The organism is Knoellia pratensis (genome assembly GCF_042666395.1).
GTDB classification, from domain to species: domain Bacteria; phylum Actinomycetota; class Actinomycetes; order Actinomycetales; family Dermatophilaceae; genus Knoellia; species Knoellia pratensis.
On the sequence record NZ_JBHTDJ010000001.1, the window covers coordinates 1,167,699 to 1,183,612 of the forward strand.

The 15,914-nt window shown below is 67.5% G+C and carries 19 protein-coding genes; 14 read left to right on the forward strand and 5 right to left on the reverse strand.

The genetic code is table 11. The annotated features are described in order from the left end of the window. Window positions 1–168 precede the first annotated feature (168 nt). Both ACFQRE_RS05605 and ACFQRE_RS05610 read left to right on the forward strand, forming a co-directional pair. Entirely contained in the window at window positions 169–1,353 is a 1,185-nt protein-coding gene (locus ACFQRE_RS05605) for a sensor histidine kinase (RefSeq protein WP_380119790.1), read from the forward strand. Then, entirely contained in the window at window positions 1,350–2,030 is a 681-nt protein-coding gene (locus tag ACFQRE_RS05610) for a response regulator (RefSeq protein WP_380119792.1), read from the forward strand. Before ACFQRE_RS05605 ends, ACFQRE_RS05610 begins: the two co-directional genes overlap by 4 nt. Window positions 2,031–2,260: 230 nt before the next feature. On the opposite strand, the gene ACFQRE_RS05615 is transcribed toward ACFQRE_RS05610, so the two are convergent. Then, on the reverse strand, window positions 2,261–2,761 hold the full coding sequence (locus ACFQRE_RS05615) for a hypothetical protein (protein ID WP_380119794.1): 501 nt from the start codon (window positions 2,759–2,761) through the stop codon (window positions 2,261–2,263). A gap of 233 nt (window positions 2,762–2,994) precedes the next feature. Here ACFQRE_RS05615 and ACFQRE_RS05620 point away from each other — a divergent pair, with 233 nt between their 5' ends. From ACFQRE_RS05620 to rlmB, 8 genes are all read left to right on the forward strand, one after another. Next, the gene (locus ACFQRE_RS05620; RefSeq protein WP_009777563.1) at window positions 2,995–3,477 is read left to right on the forward strand and encodes a CarD family transcriptional regulator; all 483 of its coding nucleotides are present in this window, start codon (window positions 2,995–2,997) and stop codon (window positions 3,475–3,477) included. 39 nt (window positions 3,478–3,516) lie between these two features. Then, complete coding sequence (gene ispD, locus ACFQRE_RS05625) at window positions 3,517–4,188, forward strand: 2-C-methyl-D-erythritol 4-phosphate cytidylyltransferase (protein ID WP_380119797.1); 672 nt, start codon at window positions 3,517–3,519, stop codon at window positions 4,186–4,188. Beyond that, entirely contained in the window at window positions 4,185–4,955 is a 771-nt protein-coding gene (locus tag ACFQRE_RS05630; RefSeq protein WP_380119799.1) for an SDR family NAD(P)-dependent oxidoreductase, read from the forward strand. Before ispD ends, ACFQRE_RS05630 begins: the two co-directional genes overlap by 4 nt. Beyond that, window positions 4,952–5,446, forward strand: coding sequence for a 2-C-methyl-D-erythritol 2,4-cyclodiphosphate synthase (gene ispF / locus ACFQRE_RS05635; protein ID WP_380119801.1), 495 nt, complete (start codon window positions 4,952–4,954; stop codon window positions 5,444–5,446). The genes ACFQRE_RS05630 and ispF overlap by 4 nt, the downstream gene beginning before the upstream one ends. 139 nt (window positions 5,447–5,585) lie before the next feature. Beyond that, window positions 5,586–6,671 carry an S-(hydroxymethyl)mycothiol dehydrogenase gene (locus ACFQRE_RS05640; protein ID WP_380119803.1) on the forward strand — a complete coding sequence of 362 codons (1,086 nt, stop codon included), beginning with the start codon at window positions 5,586–5,588 and terminating at the stop codon, window positions 6,669–6,671. After that, on the forward strand, window positions 6,671–7,348 hold the full coding sequence (locus ACFQRE_RS05645) for an MBL fold metallo-hydrolase (RefSeq protein WP_380119805.1): 678 nt from the start codon (window positions 6,671–6,673) through the stop codon (window positions 7,346–7,348). The genes ACFQRE_RS05640 and ACFQRE_RS05645 overlap by 1 nt, the downstream gene beginning before the upstream one ends. A gap of 59 nt (window positions 7,349–7,407) precedes the next feature. Further along, window positions 7,408–8,841 carry a cysteine--tRNA ligase gene (gene cysS / locus ACFQRE_RS05650; RefSeq protein ID WP_380119807.1) on the forward strand — a complete coding sequence of 478 codons (1,434 nt, stop codon included), beginning with the start codon at window positions 7,408–7,410 and terminating at the stop codon, window positions 8,839–8,841. Between the two features lie 2 nt (window positions 8,842–8,843). After that, a complete protein-coding gene (gene rlmB / locus ACFQRE_RS05655) occupies window positions 8,844–9,794 on the forward strand; it encodes a 23S rRNA (guanosine(2251)-2'-O)-methyltransferase RlmB (protein WP_380119809.1) in 951 nt (316 codons plus the stop codon). A gap of 86 nt (window positions 9,795–9,880) precedes the next feature. On the opposite strand, the gene ACFQRE_RS05660 is transcribed toward rlmB, so the two are convergent. After that, window positions 9,881–10,375: a DUF4190 domain-containing protein gene (locus ACFQRE_RS05660; protein WP_380119811.1), complete on the reverse strand. Its 495-nt coding sequence runs from the start codon at window positions 10,373–10,375 to the stop codon at window positions 9,881–9,883. 236 nt (window positions 10,376–10,611) lie between these two features. On the opposite strand from ACFQRE_RS05660, the gene ACFQRE_RS05665 reads away from it, so the two are divergent. Together ACFQRE_RS05665 and ACFQRE_RS05670 are read left to right on the forward strand one after the other, a co-directional pair. Continuing rightward, window positions 10,612–10,962: a DUF2752 domain-containing protein gene (locus tag ACFQRE_RS05665; RefSeq protein WP_380119813.1), complete on the forward strand. Its 351-nt coding sequence runs from the start codon at window positions 10,612–10,614 to the stop codon at window positions 10,960–10,962. Between the two features lie 86 nt (window positions 10,963–11,048). Next, window positions 11,049–11,192, forward strand: a complete 144-nt coding sequence (locus ACFQRE_RS05670) for a hypothetical protein (protein WP_380119815.1) — start codon at window positions 11,049–11,051, stop codon at window positions 11,190–11,192. A 71-nt stretch (window positions 11,193–11,263) separates the two neighbouring features. Here the strand turns inward: ACFQRE_RS05670 and ACFQRE_RS05675 are convergent, their stop codons facing one another. From ACFQRE_RS05675 to ACFQRE_RS05685, 3 genes are all read right to left on the reverse strand, one after another. Further along, window positions 11,264–11,944: an RDD family protein gene (locus ACFQRE_RS05675; RefSeq protein WP_380119817.1), complete on the reverse strand. Its 681-nt coding sequence runs from the start codon at window positions 11,942–11,944 to the stop codon at window positions 11,264–11,266. Between the two features lie 43 nt (window positions 11,945–11,987). Then, window positions 11,988–13,241, reverse strand: coding sequence for a DUF4032 domain-containing protein (locus tag ACFQRE_RS05680; protein ID WP_380119819.1), 1,254 nt, complete (start codon window positions 13,239–13,241; stop codon window positions 11,988–11,990). A 102-nt stretch (window positions 13,242–13,343) separates the two neighbouring features. Then, entirely contained in the window at window positions 13,344–14,450 is a 1,107-nt protein-coding gene (locus ACFQRE_RS05685; RefSeq protein WP_380119821.1) for an ABC transporter ATP-binding protein, read from the reverse strand. A gap of 199 nt (window positions 14,451–14,649) precedes the next feature. Here ACFQRE_RS05685 and ACFQRE_RS05690 point away from each other — a divergent pair, with 199 nt between their 5' ends. Then, a complete protein-coding gene (locus ACFQRE_RS05690) occupies window positions 14,650–15,078 on the forward strand; it encodes a CBS domain-containing protein (protein ID WP_380119823.1) in 429 nt (142 codons plus the stop codon). 11 nt (window positions 15,079–15,089) lie between these two features. Further along, entirely contained in the window at window positions 15,090–15,746 is a 657-nt protein-coding gene (locus tag ACFQRE_RS05695; protein ID WP_380119825.1) for a hypothetical protein, read from the forward strand. Window positions 15,747–15,914 lie beyond the last annotated feature (168 nt).

Genomic DNA, 15,914 nt, shown 5'->3' on the forward strand with positions numbered 1-15,914 from the left:
ACGCCCTCCGGCCCGGCGGGCACGCGGACTAGGGCGTCCGTCTTCGACGGCAGCGTGGCACGAGGTGATGAATTCCCGCCACCGGGCAGGTGAACATCTGCTGCCTGCCCACCACTGGCCACCAGTGAGTGGGTCTGAGTTCATTCTCCGTCCGTCTACGCTGATCCGGTGGATGCGACGCTCGCCGGAATCGTGGGTGGCGGCCTGGGACTGGTCATCGGTGCCGTGGCCGTCGCCGCCAGTCGGCTGAGCGAACGCAAGCTGAAGACGATCCCGCCGAGCGCACCCCCGCCGCTGCCCTCGGGGGTGAGTGATGTGCTCGCCGTTCTCCGCTCGATCGCCATCGTCCTGGACTCCTCGGACGCCGTCGTCAACAACTCCGCGTCTGCCGTGAGCTATGGCCTGGTGCGTCACGGCGAGCTCGTGCACACCGAGCTGCGCCAGCTCGCCCGACAGGTGCGACGCGACGGCGAGATCCGCGAGGTCGAGCTCGAGCTCACCCGCGGTTTCGGCACGACGACCAACACGGTGATGACCGCTCGAGTCGCGCCCCTCGGCGCCCCGCACATCCTCATCCTCGCCGAGGACCACACCCACGCCCGACGGGTCGAGGAGGTGCGCCGCGACTTCGTCGCCAACGTGTCGCACGAGCTCAAGACCCCGGTCGGCGGCATCGCCCTGCTTGCCGAGGCCGTGCTTGATGCCCGCGACGACCCCGAGGCCGTGTCACGCTTCGCAGCGCGCATCCAGGTCGAGTCGACCCGCCTCACCCGCCTGGTCAAGGAGATCGTCGACCTCTCCCGCCTCCAGGTCGCCGACACCCTCCACGAGCCCGAGCTCGTCCAGATCCCGCAGGTCGTCGCCGAGGCGGTCGACCGGGTACGCGTCGCGGCCGAGGCCCGGCAGATCACCCTCGAGGCGGTGGCCGACGAGCGCGCCGCCGTCTTCGGCGACACCGAGCTGCTCGCGACGGCTGTCGCCAATCTCGTCTCCAACGCCGTGAACTACTCCGAGACCGGCACCCGGGTCGCAGTGGCGGCGCGTCGAGTGGGCGACACCATCGAGATCACGGTGTCGGACCAGGGCCAGGGGATCCCGACCACCGAGCAGAGCCGCATCTTCGAACGCTTCTACCGCGTCGATGCTGCCCGCTCGCGGGCGACGGGCGGCACCGGCCTCGGCCTCGCCATCGTCAAGCACGTGTGTGCGACCCACGGCGGTGACGTGTCGGTGTGGAGCGAGGAGGGCCACGGCTCCACCTTCACCATGAGACTTCCTGCTGCGTCCGACCGGACTGCGGCAGACTCCGATCGGCACACGGTCGGCACAGCACAAGGAGAACAGCCAGGATGACCCGCATTCTCGTCGTCGAGGACGAAGTGTCCTTCTCCGATCCCCTGTCCTACCTCCTGCGCAAGGAGGGCTACGAAGTGAGCGTCGCCGAGAACGGCAACGACGCCCTCACCGAGTTCGACAGTGGCGGAGCGGATCTCGTGCTCCTCGACCTGATGCTTCCGGGCCTTTCAGGCGTGGATGTATGCCGTGCGCTCCGGCAGCGCTCGAACGTTCCGGTCATCATGCTGACCGCCAAGGACAGTGAGATAGACAAGGTCGTCGGGCTCGAGCTCGGCGCCGACGACTACGTCACCAAGCCCTATTCGTCGCGTGAGCTGCTCGCCCGCATCAAGGCGGTCCTGCGCCGGCTCAGCGAGCCGGAGGAGCTGCTCCCGACAACCCTCGAGGCGGGGCCGGTCCGGATGGACGTCGAGCGCCACGTCGTCACTGTGGGCGGCGCCGCGACGCAGCTGCCGCTCAAGGAGTTCGAGCTCCTCGAGATGCTGCTGCGCAACACCGGCCGTGTCCTCACCCGCATGCAGCTGATCGACCGGGTCTGGGGCAGCGACTACGTCGGGGACACCAAGACCCTCGACGTCCACGTGAAGCGGCTGCGCGCCAAGGTCGAACCCGACCCGGCAGCACCCAGGCACATCGTCACCGTGCGCGGCCTCGGCTACAAGTTCGAGGCCTGACCAGCGACGCAGCACGAACGGTCGACCACCCTCGGCCCCGGCCGTCGCTGGCCACGTTCTGCGCCGTTGGCGCCGACGGCGCAGAGGCTCACCAAGGGCGCTCGCATGGCAGCTCCTCTCGTCACGATGAGCGCCTCGGGCGCCAGCGGCGCAGAAATCTGGCAAGCGCAAGAGCCCACCGGCGCGCGGTCGCGCACGGTGGGCTCACGGCATACAGGGCCGTTGTTGGATCAGGGGGTGGCGCTCGCCGACGGGGTCGGCTTGTCGCCGGTGTAGTAGCCCTTCGCGGGCAGGACCGGGACCGTGAGGACGTTCTGTCCCGTGGCCGCCGTGATGACCTGGAGCTGGAGGACGTCGCCGGGCGAGACGGTCACCTTGGGCAGCGTGGCTGCTTCGCCCTCGCCGAGAGTGAGCGAGGAGTGTCGGGCGACGGTGAGCTGGGGGCCGGCGCCACCGTCGGTCGCGAACGCGACGGCCAGGTCCTCGTTGCTCGAGTTGACGAGCTGGCCCACGATGTTGCCGGCGGCGTCCTTGGCGTCGGAAATCACGAGCACCCCGCGCACGTCGAGGTCGCCGAACGTTGCGTCGACGCCGTCCGATGCCTGATAGGCCACGTCGGTCTGCACCGGTGAGAACACGGCGCAGCCACCGAGCAGGGTGGTGCCGAGTGCGGCGGCCGCAAGGGCTGCGCGCAGGCGATGGCGGGGAGTGGTCACTGGTGCGGTCGTCACGGGGGACAGCGTAGCGAGCGCCATCCGCCACCGTGTGCACAGTGGTGGTGACGACCGGCCCCGCGCACGTCCCCGGCACCGCACAGGCACGGGAAAGGCAATGTGTCAAGACCCAGTTTCGGTGCCTGCCAACGGTTTTCAGCGTTCTGACCTGCGGGTATGCCGTCCCTCTCCGATTCTCTGTGTCGGTTCCGGCGTGTTAAACTGGGCGTCGCGAAAGGGGCAAGTTGCATATGGTTTTCAAGGTCGGCGAAACGGTCGTGTACCCCCACCACGGGGCTGCGCGCATCGAAGAGATCAACAAGCGCACCATCAAGGGCGTTGAGAGGCTGTACCTGAAGCTCAAGGTGGCCCAAGGAGACCTCGTCATTGAGGTTCCCGCCGAGAACTGTGACCTGGTCGGTGTGCGTGACGTCGTCGACAAGGCCGGCCTCGAGAAGGTCTTCGAAGTGCTTCGGGCCCCGTTTGCCGAGGAGCCGACCAACTGGTCGCGCCGCTTCAAGGCCAACCTCGAGAAGCTCGCCTCCGGCGACGTCATCAAGGTCGCAGAGGTCGTGCGCGACCTCTGGCGTCGTGACAAGGACCGCGGGCTGTCCGCCGGCGAGAAGCGCATGCTCTCCAAGGCACGCCAGATCCTCGTGTCCGAGCTCGCTCTGGCCGAGAAGACCGACGAGGAAAAGGCAGAGACCATCCTCGACGAGGTTCTCGCGTCCTGATCGGCTGCTGACATCAACGCTGCTGACACCAATGGCGGCGTGAACGTCGGCATCATCCTCGTCGCTGCTGGACTTGGCACGAGGCTTCGGGCAACGCAGCCCAAGGCTTTTGTCCGCGTCGCGGGCACCACGCTGATCGAGCACGCCGTCACCCGCGCGTTCGAGGCTGCCTACATCTCCCAGATCATCATCGTCGCGCCTGCCTCCCACCTCGGGGAGGCGGGCGCGCTCGTGTCTGCGCACCCCCGCGTCGCTGACATCACCGTGGTCGCCGGTGGCTCGGAGCGGACCCTCTCGGTCTCAGCCGGTCTCGCCGCTCTGCGCGAGGACGTCGAGATCGTGCTGGTGCACGACGCCGCTCGGTGCCTGGCTCCGGCCTCGCTCTTCGACCGGCTCGTGGCCGCCGTGCGTGCGGGCCACGACGCGGTCGTCCCCGGCCTGCCGGTCACCGACACGATCAAGCAGGTCGATGAGCAGGGTCGCGTGGTCGCCACTCCTGAGCGCTCGACCCTGCGGGCCATCCAGACACCGCAGGCCTTCCGTCGCACGGTTCTCGCGCAGGCCCATGCCGCAGGTCTCGAGGCCACCGACGACGCAGCCCTCGTCGAGCGTCTCGGCGCCGCAGTGCTGGTGGTCGACGGAGACGACCTGGCCTTCAAGGTGACCACTCAAACCGACTTGGAGCGGGCCAGCCGTATCCTCGGCTCGTGAGCCAGAGACCCGTCGCCCTTGTCACCGGAGGCGGCACCGGCATCGGTGCCGCCATCACTCGCCGCCTGGTCAATGACGGGTACGACGTCATCGTGGCCGGTCGCCGACCTGACCGCATCGAGTCGGTGGCCACCCTGCTCGGTGACGGCGTCACGGCAATGCGCCTCGACGTCACCGATGCCAAGAGCATCGACTCGGCCCTCTCCTCCGTCGAGCGGCTCGACCTGCTCGTCAACAACGCTGGTGGGGCCCTCGGCCTGAGCTCCGTCGAGAAGGCTGACCTCGACGAGTGGCAGGCGATGTATGAGACCAACGTGCTGGGCACCGTCCGCATGACCCAGGCCGCGTTGCCGCTGCTGCGCGAGTCGGCTCGGGGCACCATAGTCAACGTCAGCTCGATCGCGGGGGAGCGCGCGTATGCCGGGGGCGGCGGCTACACGGCCGCCAAGCACGGCCAGTCGGTCGTCTCGGAGACGCTCCGCCTCGAGCTCAACGGCTCACACGTGCGCGTCATCGAGATCCGCCCCGGAATGGTGCACACCGAGGAGTTCTCGCTGACCCGGCTCCACGGGGACCAGTCCGCAGCCGACAAGGTCTATGAAGGCGTGGACCGGCCCCTCATCGCCGATGATGTCGCGGCGTGCGTCGCCTTCGCCGTCGGGCTGCCGCAGCACGTCAACATCGACACCCTCGTCGTCAAGCCCGTGGCCCAGGCCGCACCCCACCTCCTGCACCGCGGCTCCATCGACTGGCGGGACGGCAAATGACCCGAGCGGCACTACCGCGCACCGGTGTCGGTGTGGACGTGCACGCGCTGGCACCCGAAGGCTCCGTGCGTGAGCTCTGGGTGGCGGGGCTGCTCTGGCCCGGCGAGCGTGGTCTCGACGGCCACTCCGACGCCGACGTCGCGGCTCACGCCGCGTGCGACGCGTTGTTCTCGGCTGCGGGCATCGGTGACCTCGGCCAGCACTTCGGCACCGATCGCCCCGAACTCGCGGGAGCCTCGGGCGTGACGCTGCTCGCCGAGGCCGCGCGACTCGTGCGTGAGGCGGGCTTCGAGATCGGCAACGTCGCCGTGCAGGTCATCGGCAACCGACCCAAGGTCGGGTCCCGGCGGGCGGAGGCCGAGAAGGCTCTGTCCGGCGCGTGCGGCGCCCCGGTGTCCGTGAGCGCAACGACCACCGACGGCCTCGGACTCACCGGCCGTGGCGAGGGAGTCGCTGCCATCGCGACGGCCCTCATCGTTCCCACCGACTGACGGCGGATCCCCGGGGCTAGATGCCTGTGCGCCAGCGGTCGCTACACCCGCTGCCACCTGCGAGGATGCGACGAGAAGGTGCTCCGGTTGCGCCACGCGAGTGACGGCATACAGTCATAAGGGACCAATGGAGGGGAACATGCCGCAGACCGTCAAGGGTGTCATCGCCCGCGCCAAGGGCGCGGGTGTCGAGCTCGTCGACGTCGTCGTACCCGACCCGGGGCCGGGAGAGGCCGTCGTCCACGTGCAGTCCTGCGGCGTGTGCCACACCGACCTGCACTATCGCGAGGGTGGGATCAACGACGAGTTTCCGTTCCTGCTCGGACACGAGGCAGCGGGGGTCGTCGAGGCGGTCGGCGAGGGGGTCACCGAGGTCGCGCCGGGAGACTTCGTCATCCTCAACTGGCGGGCCGTCTGCGGTCAGTGCCGCGCCTGTGCCAAGGGCAAGCCCTGGTACTGCTTCACCACCCACAACGCCAAGCAGAGGATGACCCTCACCGATGGGACCGAGCTCAGCCCGGCGCTCGGCATCGGTGCGTTCATCGAGAAGACCCTCGTCGCTGCAGGCCAGTGCACCAAGGTCGACGCCGACGCCGACGCAGCTGCTGTCGGGCTCCTCGGATGCGGCGTCATGGCCGGCTTCGGGGCCGCCGTGAACACCGGTGGTGTCGGCCGCGGTGACTCGGTCGCCGTCATCGGGTGCGGCGGCGTGGGCAATGCCGCGATCGCCGGAGCCTCCGTCGCCGGCGCGACCACGGTCATCGCCGTCGACGTCGACGACCGCAAGCTCGAGGGTGCCAAGAAGTTCGGCGCCACCCACACCGTCAACGGCAAGACCGAGGACGTCGTCGAGCGCATCCGTGAGCTCACCGGTGGCTTCGGCGCCGACGTCGTCATCGAGGCCGTCGGGCGCCCCGAGACCTATGAGCAGGCGTTCTATGCGCGCGACCTCGCCGGCACCGTGGTTCTCGTGGGTGTGCCGACGCCCGACAAGGAGGTGACGCTGCCGATGATCGAGATCTTCGGTCGTGGAGGTGCTCTCAAGTCCAGCTGGTACGGCGACTGCCTCCCGAGCCGCGACTTCCCGATGCTCGTCGACCTCTATCGCCAGGGCCGGTTCGACCTCGACGCCTTCGTCTCCGAACGCATCGAGCTCGGCGACGTCGAGTCGGCGTTCGAGAAGATGGAACGCGGAGAAGTGCTGCGTTCAGTGGTGGTGCTCTGATGTCCTCCGATGCATCCCTCGATGGCGTCCCCGCAATCGCCCCCACCCACAACGGTGTTCGGGTTGACCGAGTCGTCACGTCCGGGACCTTCGAGCTCGATGGAGGATCCTGGGAGGTCGACAACAACGTCTGGGTCATCGGTGACGAGCGCGAGTGCATCGTCATCGACGCCGCGCACGACGCCGACGCGATTCTCGCGGCTGTCAAGGGCCGCACCGTCCGCGCCATCCTGCTCACGCACGGGCACAACGACCACATTGGTGCTGCGGCTGAACTGGTGTCGGCCACCCACGCGCCGATTCACCTCCATCGCGACGGTCGGCTGATCTGGGCCCTGAGCCAGGACACTCCACCTCCTGACGACATGACCGACGGGCAGGAGTTCCACGTCGGCGACGTCACGCTGCGCGTTCTGCACACTCCCGGACACTCGCCGGGCAGCTGTTCCTTCCACGCGTCGGCGATGCACGTCGTCTTCACCGGGGACACGCTCTTCCAGGGCGGGCCGGGTGCCACCGGGCGGTCGTTCAGCAACTTCGGCCAGATCATCGAGTCGATCCGGACGCGACTCCTGACCCTCCCCTCGGGAACGATCGTCCTCACGGGCCACGGAGACGCGACGACCGTCGGTGCCGAGGCACCTCACCTTGACGAGTGGATCGCCCGCGGTCACTGACCACATGGGGGTATGCCGCGTGGCGGGGAGCCGTGCGTGGCGCCGGTACCCTTGTGCGGGTGACTCTCAGATTGTTTGACTCCCAGTCGCGCGCACTGCGTGACTTCGTCCCGCTGCAGCCTGGCCGGGTCGGGATCTACATCTGTGGACTCACCACACAAGCCCCTCCGCACATCGGCCACGTGCGTTTTGCCGTCGCCTTCGACGTCCTCCGTCGCTGGCTCGTGCGCGGTCACGGACTCGACGTCTCGCTCGTGCGCAACGTCACCGACCTCGACGACAAGATCCTGCGCAAGTCCGCCGAGTCCGGCGAGGACTGGTTCGCCCTGTCCTACCGCAACGAGGTCGCGACCTCCGAGGCGCTGACCCTCCTCGGAGTCCTGCCTCCGACGTACGAGCCGCGCGCCATGGGTCACATCACCGAGATGGTCGAGCTCGTCGAGCTGCTCATCGACAACGGCCATGCGTATGCCGCGGAAGATGGCTCGGGTGACGTCTACTTCGACGTCCGGTCCTGGCCGGCCTACGGAGAAGTGACGAACCAGAAGATCGACGACATGGCCGCCGCAGAGGACGCCGACCCGCGCGGCAAGCGCGACCCCCGCGACTTCGCCCTCTGGAAGGGCCGCAAGGACGACGAGCCCGAGTCCGCGAGCTGGCCGACGCCCTGGGGTCGCGGACGCCCCGGCTGGCACCTCGAGTGCTCGGCGATGGCCCGCAAGTACCTCGGCGACGCCTTCGACATCCACGGTGGCGGCGTCGACCTGCGCTTCCCGCACCACGAGAACGAGCAGGCCCAGTCGCGCGCAGCCGGACTGCCCTTCACGTCGATGTGGATGCACAACGCGTGGGTGACGATCAGCGGCGAGAAGATGAGCAAGTCGCTGGGCAACAGCCTGCTCATCCACGAGGTCACCAAGAAGGCCCGGCCTCTTGCCGTGCGCTACTACCTGACCGCTGCGCACTACCGGTCGATGATCGAGTTCCACGAGGGCTCCCTCGCGGAGGCGGAGGCCGCGGTCGACCGCATCGAGGGATTCCTGCGTCGCGCGCTCGGCCCCGACAGCGCCGTGACGCCGAGGGGCGACGAGAAGCTGCCCGTCGAGTTCGTCGAGGCCATGGACGACGACCTGGGAGTGTCCGGCGCACTTGCCGCCATCCACGACACCGTGACCCAGGGCAACACCGCCCTCGACGACGGCGAGAACGACACGGCCCGTGAGCTCGCCGGACTCGTCATCGCCATGACCGACATCCTCGGGGTCAACCCACTGGATCCGGCGTGGGCCGGCGCGGACAGCTCGTCCAGCGACGCCCAATCGGCTCTCGACGCGCTCGTGAGTGAGCGCCTCGCCGCCAGGACCACCGCGCGCTCGGCGCGCGACTACGCAACATCCGACGCGATCCGCGACCAGCTGATCAGTGCCGGCATCACGATCGAAGACACTCCGACCGGCGCTCGCTGGTCGTTGACCCGTGGACGAGGAGAGTAGCCGTGGCAGGCAACAGCCAGCGACGAGGAGCCGTCCGCAAGGGCGGAAAGAAGGCCCCAACTGTCGGTTCCGGTGGTCAGCGACGCCGAGGACTTGAGCCCAAGGGAGCGACTCCGCGCGCGGAGGACCGGACCTATCACAAGGCCCACTCGGCCGCGAAGGCCGGCGAGCGACGCTCCGGCGGGCGCCCGACCGGTGGCCGCAAGGCCAAGGCGTCGAGTGAGGTCGTGGCCGGACGCAACTCCGTCCTCGAGGCCCTGCGCAACGACGTGCCCGTCACGACGATGTACATCGCCGGGCGCATCGACAGCGATGACCGAGTGCGCGAGGCCCTCAAGATCGCGACCGAGCGCAGCCTGCCGATCCTCGAGACGCCGCGCGGCGAGCTCGACCGGATCACCGACGGTGCCGTGCACCAGGGTTTGGCCCTTCAGGTGCCGCCCTACGAGTACGCACACCCGAACGACCTCATCGACCCCGAGCTGCCGGGCATCCCGCTCGTCGTGGCGCTCGACGGCATCACCGACCCGCGCAACCTCGGAGCCATCGTGCGTTCCGTGGCAGCGTTCGGCGGTCACGGTGTCGTCGTGCCCGCTCGACGCTCGGTCGGCATGACGGCCTCGGCGTGGAAGACATCTGCCGGTGCCGCCGCCCGCATCCCGGTGGCGCAGTGCACCAACCTCACCCGGACCCTCGAGGACTACCGCAAGGCCGGCTTCTTCGTCATCGGACTCGACATGGAGGGCGATGTCGAACTGCCCGATCTCGAGTTGGCCAACGAGCCGATCGTCATCGTGGTGGGTTCCGAGGGCAAGGGACTCTCCCGGCTCGTGCGTGAAACCTGCGACCAGATCGTCTCGGTGCCGATGTCGTCGGCCGTCGAGTCGCTCAACGCCGGTATCGCCACTGGGGTCACCCTCTACGAGGTCTCTCGCCGCCGACGTCGGCGCTGATCTCGGTGTGGTGTGCCGTTGATGGCAGGTCGCCAATGCAACAGCCCGGCGAGCCACATGTCGATGGCTCGCCGGGCTGTGTTTGATCAGGAGCCTGACTGCCCTTCCATCTGACGCGCCCACTCCGACGGGTCGAGGACCCCGCTCACAGCCAAGATGATGAGTAGAACGACGAGAGCCAGCGCCACAATGCTTGTGATGAGCCCGACCTTCGCGTTCCCGCCATTGGTTTGCACGCCGCCGGACCTCTCGATCTCGCCCTTGCTGATAACGCTAAGGACGATGCCGGCGATCGCGAGCGGAACCCCGAAGTAGCAGCAGAACACCAGCGGGATGCTGGCGATCCCGAGGATCATCGACCACAGGGCCTTCTTGTTCTGGGGGTTGACCGGCTGCCCGCCGTATCCACCTGCGGGTGGCGGGGCGCCGTAGTCACCACCCGAGGGCGGTGGAGGGGCGTTGTAGCCACCACCGGCGGGGGGTGGGGGAGGGGCGTTGTAGCCACCACCGGTCGGGGGCGGGGGAGGGGGCGTGCTGCCCGAATTGTCAGGACCTGAGGGAATGGACGGCGTGTCGGACATCTAGTTACCTCCGCAATGGGTGCATGAACGCGTTCATCTAAGCACCTACGAGCGGGCGTGGCCGCACTTGGACGTCGAAAGCACGGCCAGTACCGCCATCAACTCACTGGAGACGTGCCGTGGGTGACCAGACCTGGAGATGCGATCCTATTCTCATGAGCCACGTCGAGTCGCGAGATCCCCGAGTAGGGCGGACGCGTCGTCTTTGGGGACCTCTGGTCACGGCGGGTGCGGTCATGGCTTATGGCGTCATCGTGCATCTGGTAGATCCGAACGAGTCGGGCAACTACCCGACGTGCCCGTGGCTGGTGCTTACGGGGACGTACTGCCCGGGCTGTGGCACCTTGCGTGCCACACACGCCCTCACCGAGGGTGATGTGCTCCTCGCACTCCAGCGCAACCCCGTGGTGGTCGTGGCAGCAGTTCTCGGGCTCGTTTTCCTGCTTCGTTGGTTCGGTAGGCAATGGCGCGACGAAAGGCGCCGAGGTAGCTCTCCCGCCTGGCTGCTCTATGGCATGGTCGTGCTGTTATGGGCTTTCTGGATTCTGCGTAACATTCCTGGCTGGACATGGCTTTCACCAGCCTGAGCGCCTGAATACCAGGACTTCCGCCTTTCGAATGCGATTTCGAGGAGATCGTCATAGGGTCAAGACGACCGCGACGAAGCATCGGGATGTTCCTCGGTTATGTCTTCAGTTTCCTGCTGATGTTCGTGCTCATCGGCTTCCTGACGGCACCAGCCATCTGGATCTGGGCGATGGTCGACGCATATCAGAGTGCCCAGCGGTGGAACCTGGAGCGGGGCATCGTCAGCTGACTGACGTCCCGAGGACAAGAAGGCGCCACCAGCGGGATCTGCTGTCGGCGCCTTCTAGGTGCTCGACGAGGTCAGGACTTGGGGACCTCGATGACGGTCGAACTGACGATCTTGTCATGCAGGGTCTGCTTGTTGTCGTCCCACAGCATCCAGAGGTTGCTGAGGAAGAGGATCTGGTTGATGAACTGCGAGAGGATCTCGCGTCCGAAGGCCATTCCTGCACCGATCGGCTGACCGGTCTGCTCGTGGATGAGCTTGAGGCCCATCGCCTTCTTGCCGACGCTCTGGCCGGTGCGGCCCATCTTGAAAATGCGGTTCCAGATCACGATGCCCCACATCAGCAGCACGCCGAGCAGGGCGAGGATGCCGCCCATCGCAGCCATTCCAGCATCGCCCGTGCCGCTGACGGAGTTGCCGAACTCGTCGACGTCGGGACCCGCGACGACGAGCAGAACCAGACCGATGATGAGCGGGATCAGCCCGATGAAGGACAGGAGCACGTCGATGAGGAACGCGCCGACGCGGCTGCCGAAGCCAGCGACCGGGCCGAACTGCTGCTCTACGTAAGCCCTCGTACCGGGGTACGCAGGTGCGCCAACGCCATAGGGGTTCACCGTGGGAGCCGCCTCGTAGGGCGAAGGCGCCCCACCGGCATACGGGTTCGCCTGCTGCGGCTGCTGCGGCTGCTGCGGGACGGACGGCTGCGACGGCGGGACCGGCGGCGGCTGGTTCGAGTCGTTCGGTTCGGACATGCGGTGCTTCCCCCTGGGGAGTGTGTGCTCGGACGCCCTGATTCTAGGGGCGACCGGGGCGCTCGACGATGACCGGCATCTCGACGGTGTCGACGCCGACGACGGAGACCTCGTCCGGCTTGGTGGGGAGGATCGAGGCGACGTAGTCCTCGATGGCGCGCTCGATCGGGACGTCCTTCTGCTCCCGCTCGGCCATGTACCAGCGGTGCTCGAGCACCTCGTGGAACAGCTCGGCCGGTTCGAGCTTGCCCGAGAGCTCTCGGGGGACGCGTCGGGTGATGGGTTCGTAGATCCGGGTCAGCCAGTCGTGGGCGACGATCTCTTCGTCGTCGTTCTGGCGTTCGGTGCCCGCGCGGTAGCTGTCGAGGTCGTTGAGCAGTCGCCGCGCTTGGCCTTCGCCGACGTCAAGACCGGTGAGCCGCAACAGTCGTCGCGAGTGGTGGCCGGCGTCGACGACCTTGGGCTGGATGCTGATGGTCGTCCCGCCGATGTCGGTGGTGATCGCCAGCTCGTCGACGTCGAAGCCGACCGCGTTGAGGCGGCGGATGCGCTCCTCGACCCGCCAGCGCTCGCCGGTATCGAACTCCTCGGTCTCGGTGAGCTCGACCCACAGCTCCTCGTAGCGGGTGACGATCCGGTTCGAGATCGCCACTGGGTCGACGCCCTCGTCGAGGAGTTCGCCGGCCTGGAGGTCCATGAGCTCACCGGCGATGTTGACGCGGGCGATGTCGAGGTCGTGTGCGCGTTGGCCGGCGCTGAGGGTGGGGAAGAGCTCGCCCGTCTCGGCGTCGACAAGGTATGCCGCGAAGCTTCCGGCGTCGCGACGGAAGAGCGTGTTGGACAGGGACACGTCACCCCAGAAGAAGCCCATGAGGTGCAGGCGCACGAGCAGCACGGCGAGGGCGTCGATGAGGCGCGTCTCGGTGCCGGGCCGCAAACCCTGCGAGAACAGGGCGCGGTAGGGCAGTGAGAACTTGAGGTGCCGGGTCAGCAGGCACGCATCGAGGGGGTTGCCGTCGGCGTCGACCCGACCGCTCACGATTCCGAAGGGCTCGACGCTGGGCTGGTCGAGACGCCGCAGGTTGCGCAGCATCTCGTACTCGCGCCGGGCCAGGTCCTCCTTGATCTCCTTGACGGCGAGCACCCGGCCCGACAGGCGGACGAAGCGGACGACGTGGCGGGAGATGCCTCGGGGGAGGGCAGCGAGGTGGTGTTCCGGCCAGTCCTCGAGCGGCGTCGACCATGGCAGGTCGAGCAGGGCGGGATCGGGCCGGGCGGTTGTGATCTGCAGGGCCATCGCTACCTCCGACATGACAACACGGGTACGGAACGCTTCAGGGGTGCCGAGCACGCGGCATACGCCGCTCTCGGCACCCCCGAAGGCAGTGGTGGTGCGTCGTCAGTGGCTGAGACGAACCCCGGACTCGGCGTTGAAGATGTGCATGTGGCTCGCGTTGGGCTGGACCCAGATCTTGTCGCCCTTGAGGGGGACGCGACGACCGTCGACGCGGGCGATGAACGGCTTCGGCAGCGAGTCCTCGCCACCTTCGAGGCGGATGGCGTCGTCGGACGGCGTGCCGTAGACGTAGGCATCGGCTCCGAGCTCCTCGACGACATCGATCGTGATCTCGAGACCCTGACCTTCACTCGTGACCTCGACGTCCTCGGGGCGAACTCCGACGATGGCGTTGGAACTGACGCCCTTGAGGGAGTCGCGCGGGACCTCCAGGGTGTGCGAGCCGAACTTCACGCCACCGTCGGTGACGGGGACGCTGATGAGGTTCATCGCGGGGGAGCCGATGAAGCCGGCGACGAAGACGTTGGCCGGGGTGTCATACATCTCGCGCGGCGTCGCGACCTGTTGGAGAATGCCGTCCTTGAGCACCGCGATGCGGTCACCCATGGTCATGGCCTCGACCTGGTCGTGGGTCACGTAGACCGTCGTGACGCCCAATCGCCGCTGGAGAGAGGCGATCTGGGTGCGGGTCTGGACGCGAAGCTTGGCGTCGAGATTGGAGAGCGGCTCGTCCATGAGGAACACCTGAGGTGAACGGACGATGGCGCGACCCATGGCAACGCGCTGACGTTGACCACCCGAGAGGGCCTTGGGCTTGCGCTCGAGGTAGGCCTCGAGGTCGAGGATCTTGGCGGCCTCGTCGACGCGCTTGCGGATCTCGGCCTTGTCGACGCCGGCGATCTTGAGCGCGAAGCCCATGTTGTCGGCGACGGACATGTGCGGGTAGAGCGCGTAGTTCTGGAAGACCATGGCGACGTCGCGGTCCTTGGGGGACAGGTTGGTGACGTCGCGGTCACCGATCCAGATCTTGCCGGCGTTGACCTCTTCGAGGCCGGCCAGCATGCGGAGTGCGGTCGACTTGCCGCTTCCTGAGGGACCGACGAGGACGAGGAACTCGCCGTCCTTGACGTCGATGTTCAGTCGGTCAACCGAAGGGCTGTCGTTCCCGGGGTAGATCCGGGTGGACTCGTCGAACTTGACTGTAGCCATGGCTGCATTGCCTTCCTTCACCGGCAGGAACGTGCCGGACGATCCGTTGTAAAGGGAAAAACCCGCCCACGTCGGTGTGAGCGGTTTTGCCAGCATGCCGTATGCCGTGGCCCCTGTCACTCTCTGTCTCACCGCAGCGTGATCGCAGGGTGATCGCCCAACTCTGGCGCGGGCACGCGCGGACCACTACCGTCGGCACATGAGGATCTCCGATGTCGTGAAGCGCAAGGGAGACACCGTCATCACGGTGCGCTCCGACGCCAGTGTCACCGACCTCCTCGACCTGCTCGCCGAACATCGCATCGGCGCCGTCGTCGTGAGCGATGACGGTCAGAGCGTCGACGGGATCGTCAGTGAGCGTGACATTGTGCGTCATCTCCAGCAGCTCGGTGCCGACGTGCTGGGCAAGCCCGTGTCGTCGATCATGACGAGCGAGGTGCAGACGTGTGCCCCCGAGGACGAGCTTGGTGCCCTCGAGCACACCATGACCGAGCTCCGCATCCGCCACGTCCCCGTCGTCGTGGATGGGCACCTGGCTGCGATCGTCAGCATCGGCGACGTGGTCAAGCACCGGATCACCGACCTCCAGGCGGAGCGCGACCAGCTGAGCGCCTACATCCAGCAGTAAGTCGCGCGGCCGTGCCACGTCGCAACCGGGTCGACCCGTGGGGTGACCTGGTGGCGAACCCCGCCCGCGGACTGTTCACGGGCAACCGGGGCTGTCTGGTCGATGACCATGAGAACGTCGTCCGCCACCACAAGACGAACCTCCTGTGGATCACCTGTCTGCTCGAGTTCAAGGGGTGGCGGGTGGACCTTGCTCGCCCGAACCGCTGGACTCCGCTCTTCTTCCTCGATGAGGCGGTGGCGCTGGCCGCCGGTCACCGACCGTGTGGTGAATGCCGAAGAACGGCGTATGCCGCGTACCGCGACGCTGTGTCCGTGGCCCTGGGTGCCCAGAAGCCGGGCAGTCCTCAAAAGTTGCTGACCGCAACGGAACTCAACCGACGGCTGGCGGACGAGCGACTGAGCCCGGGTCGCGGGATCGACCGGGCCACGGATCGCAGGACGTGGCGCGCGCCCATCGCCGGGCTGCCGGTCTGGACGGTCGTGTTGGATGACGAGCGTCGGCCGTGTCTGTGGACGGGGGAGGCGCTGCGGCCGTTCGCCTTCGAGGGCTGGGGTGCGCCGCTGGCGGTCACGGACGAGCGCGTCGAAGTGCTGACCCCACCGACGTCCGTGGCGGCGCTGGCCCACGGGTTCGTGCCCGTACTGCACCCGACCGCGTTCGCCTGAACCGTGTTGAGGTCACCAGCACAAAGTCGCACACCGATTCATGCCGGTCAGAGCAGCTCGGCGAGCAGCGGGGCGCGAACCCTCATGCTTGCGAGCGCCAGCACCTGAGTCACATCAGCCACACCAGTCACACCGGCGTCGGCGATTCGGACAGGTTTCGTACAGGCA

Coding starts and splice junctions, on each gene's coding strand:
- ACFQRE_RS05610 (WP_380119792.1), top strand. CDS start 1,350: ATGACCCGCATTCTCGTCGTCGAGGACGAAGTGTCCTTCTCCGATCCC.
- ACFQRE_RS05620 (WP_009777563.1), top strand. CDS start 2,995: ATGGTTTTCAAGGTCGGCGAAACGGTCGTGTACCCCCACCACGGGGCT.
- ispF (WP_380119801.1), top strand. CDS start 4,952: ATGACCCGAGCGGCACTACCGCGCACCGGTGTCGGTGTGGACGTGCAC.
- ACFQRE_RS05640 (WP_380119803.1), top strand. CDS start 5,586: ATGCCGCAGACCGTCAAGGGTGTCATCGCCCGCGCCAAGGGCGCGGGT.
- ACFQRE_RS05645 (WP_380119805.1), top strand. CDS start 6,671: ATGTCCTCCGATGCATCCCTCGATGGCGTCCCCGCAATCGCCCCCACC.
- ACFQRE_RS05660 (WP_380119811.1), bottom strand. CDS start 10,375: ATGTCCGACACGCCGTCCATTCCCTCAGGTCCTGACAATTCGGGCAGC.
- ACFQRE_RS05665 (WP_380119813.1), top strand. CDS start 10,612: ATGGCTTATGGCGTCATCGTGCATCTGGTAGATCCGAACGAGTCGGGC.
- ACFQRE_RS05670 (WP_380119815.1), top strand. CDS start 11,049: ATGTTCCTCGGTTATGTCTTCAGTTTCCTGCTGATGTTCGTGCTCATC.
- ACFQRE_RS05675 (WP_380119817.1), bottom strand. CDS start 11,944: ATGTCCGAACCGAACGACTCGAACCAGCCGCCGCCGGTCCCGCCGTCG.
- ACFQRE_RS05680 (WP_380119819.1), bottom strand. CDS start 13,241: ATGGCCCTGCAGATCACAACCGCCCGGCCCGATCCCGCCCTGCTCGAC.
- ACFQRE_RS05685 (WP_380119821.1), bottom strand. CDS start 14,450: ATGGCTACAGTCAAGTTCGACGAGTCCACCCGGATCTACCCCGGGAAC.
- ACFQRE_RS05690 (WP_380119823.1), top strand. CDS start 14,650: ATGAGGATCTCCGATGTCGTGAAGCGCAAGGGAGACACCGTCATCACG.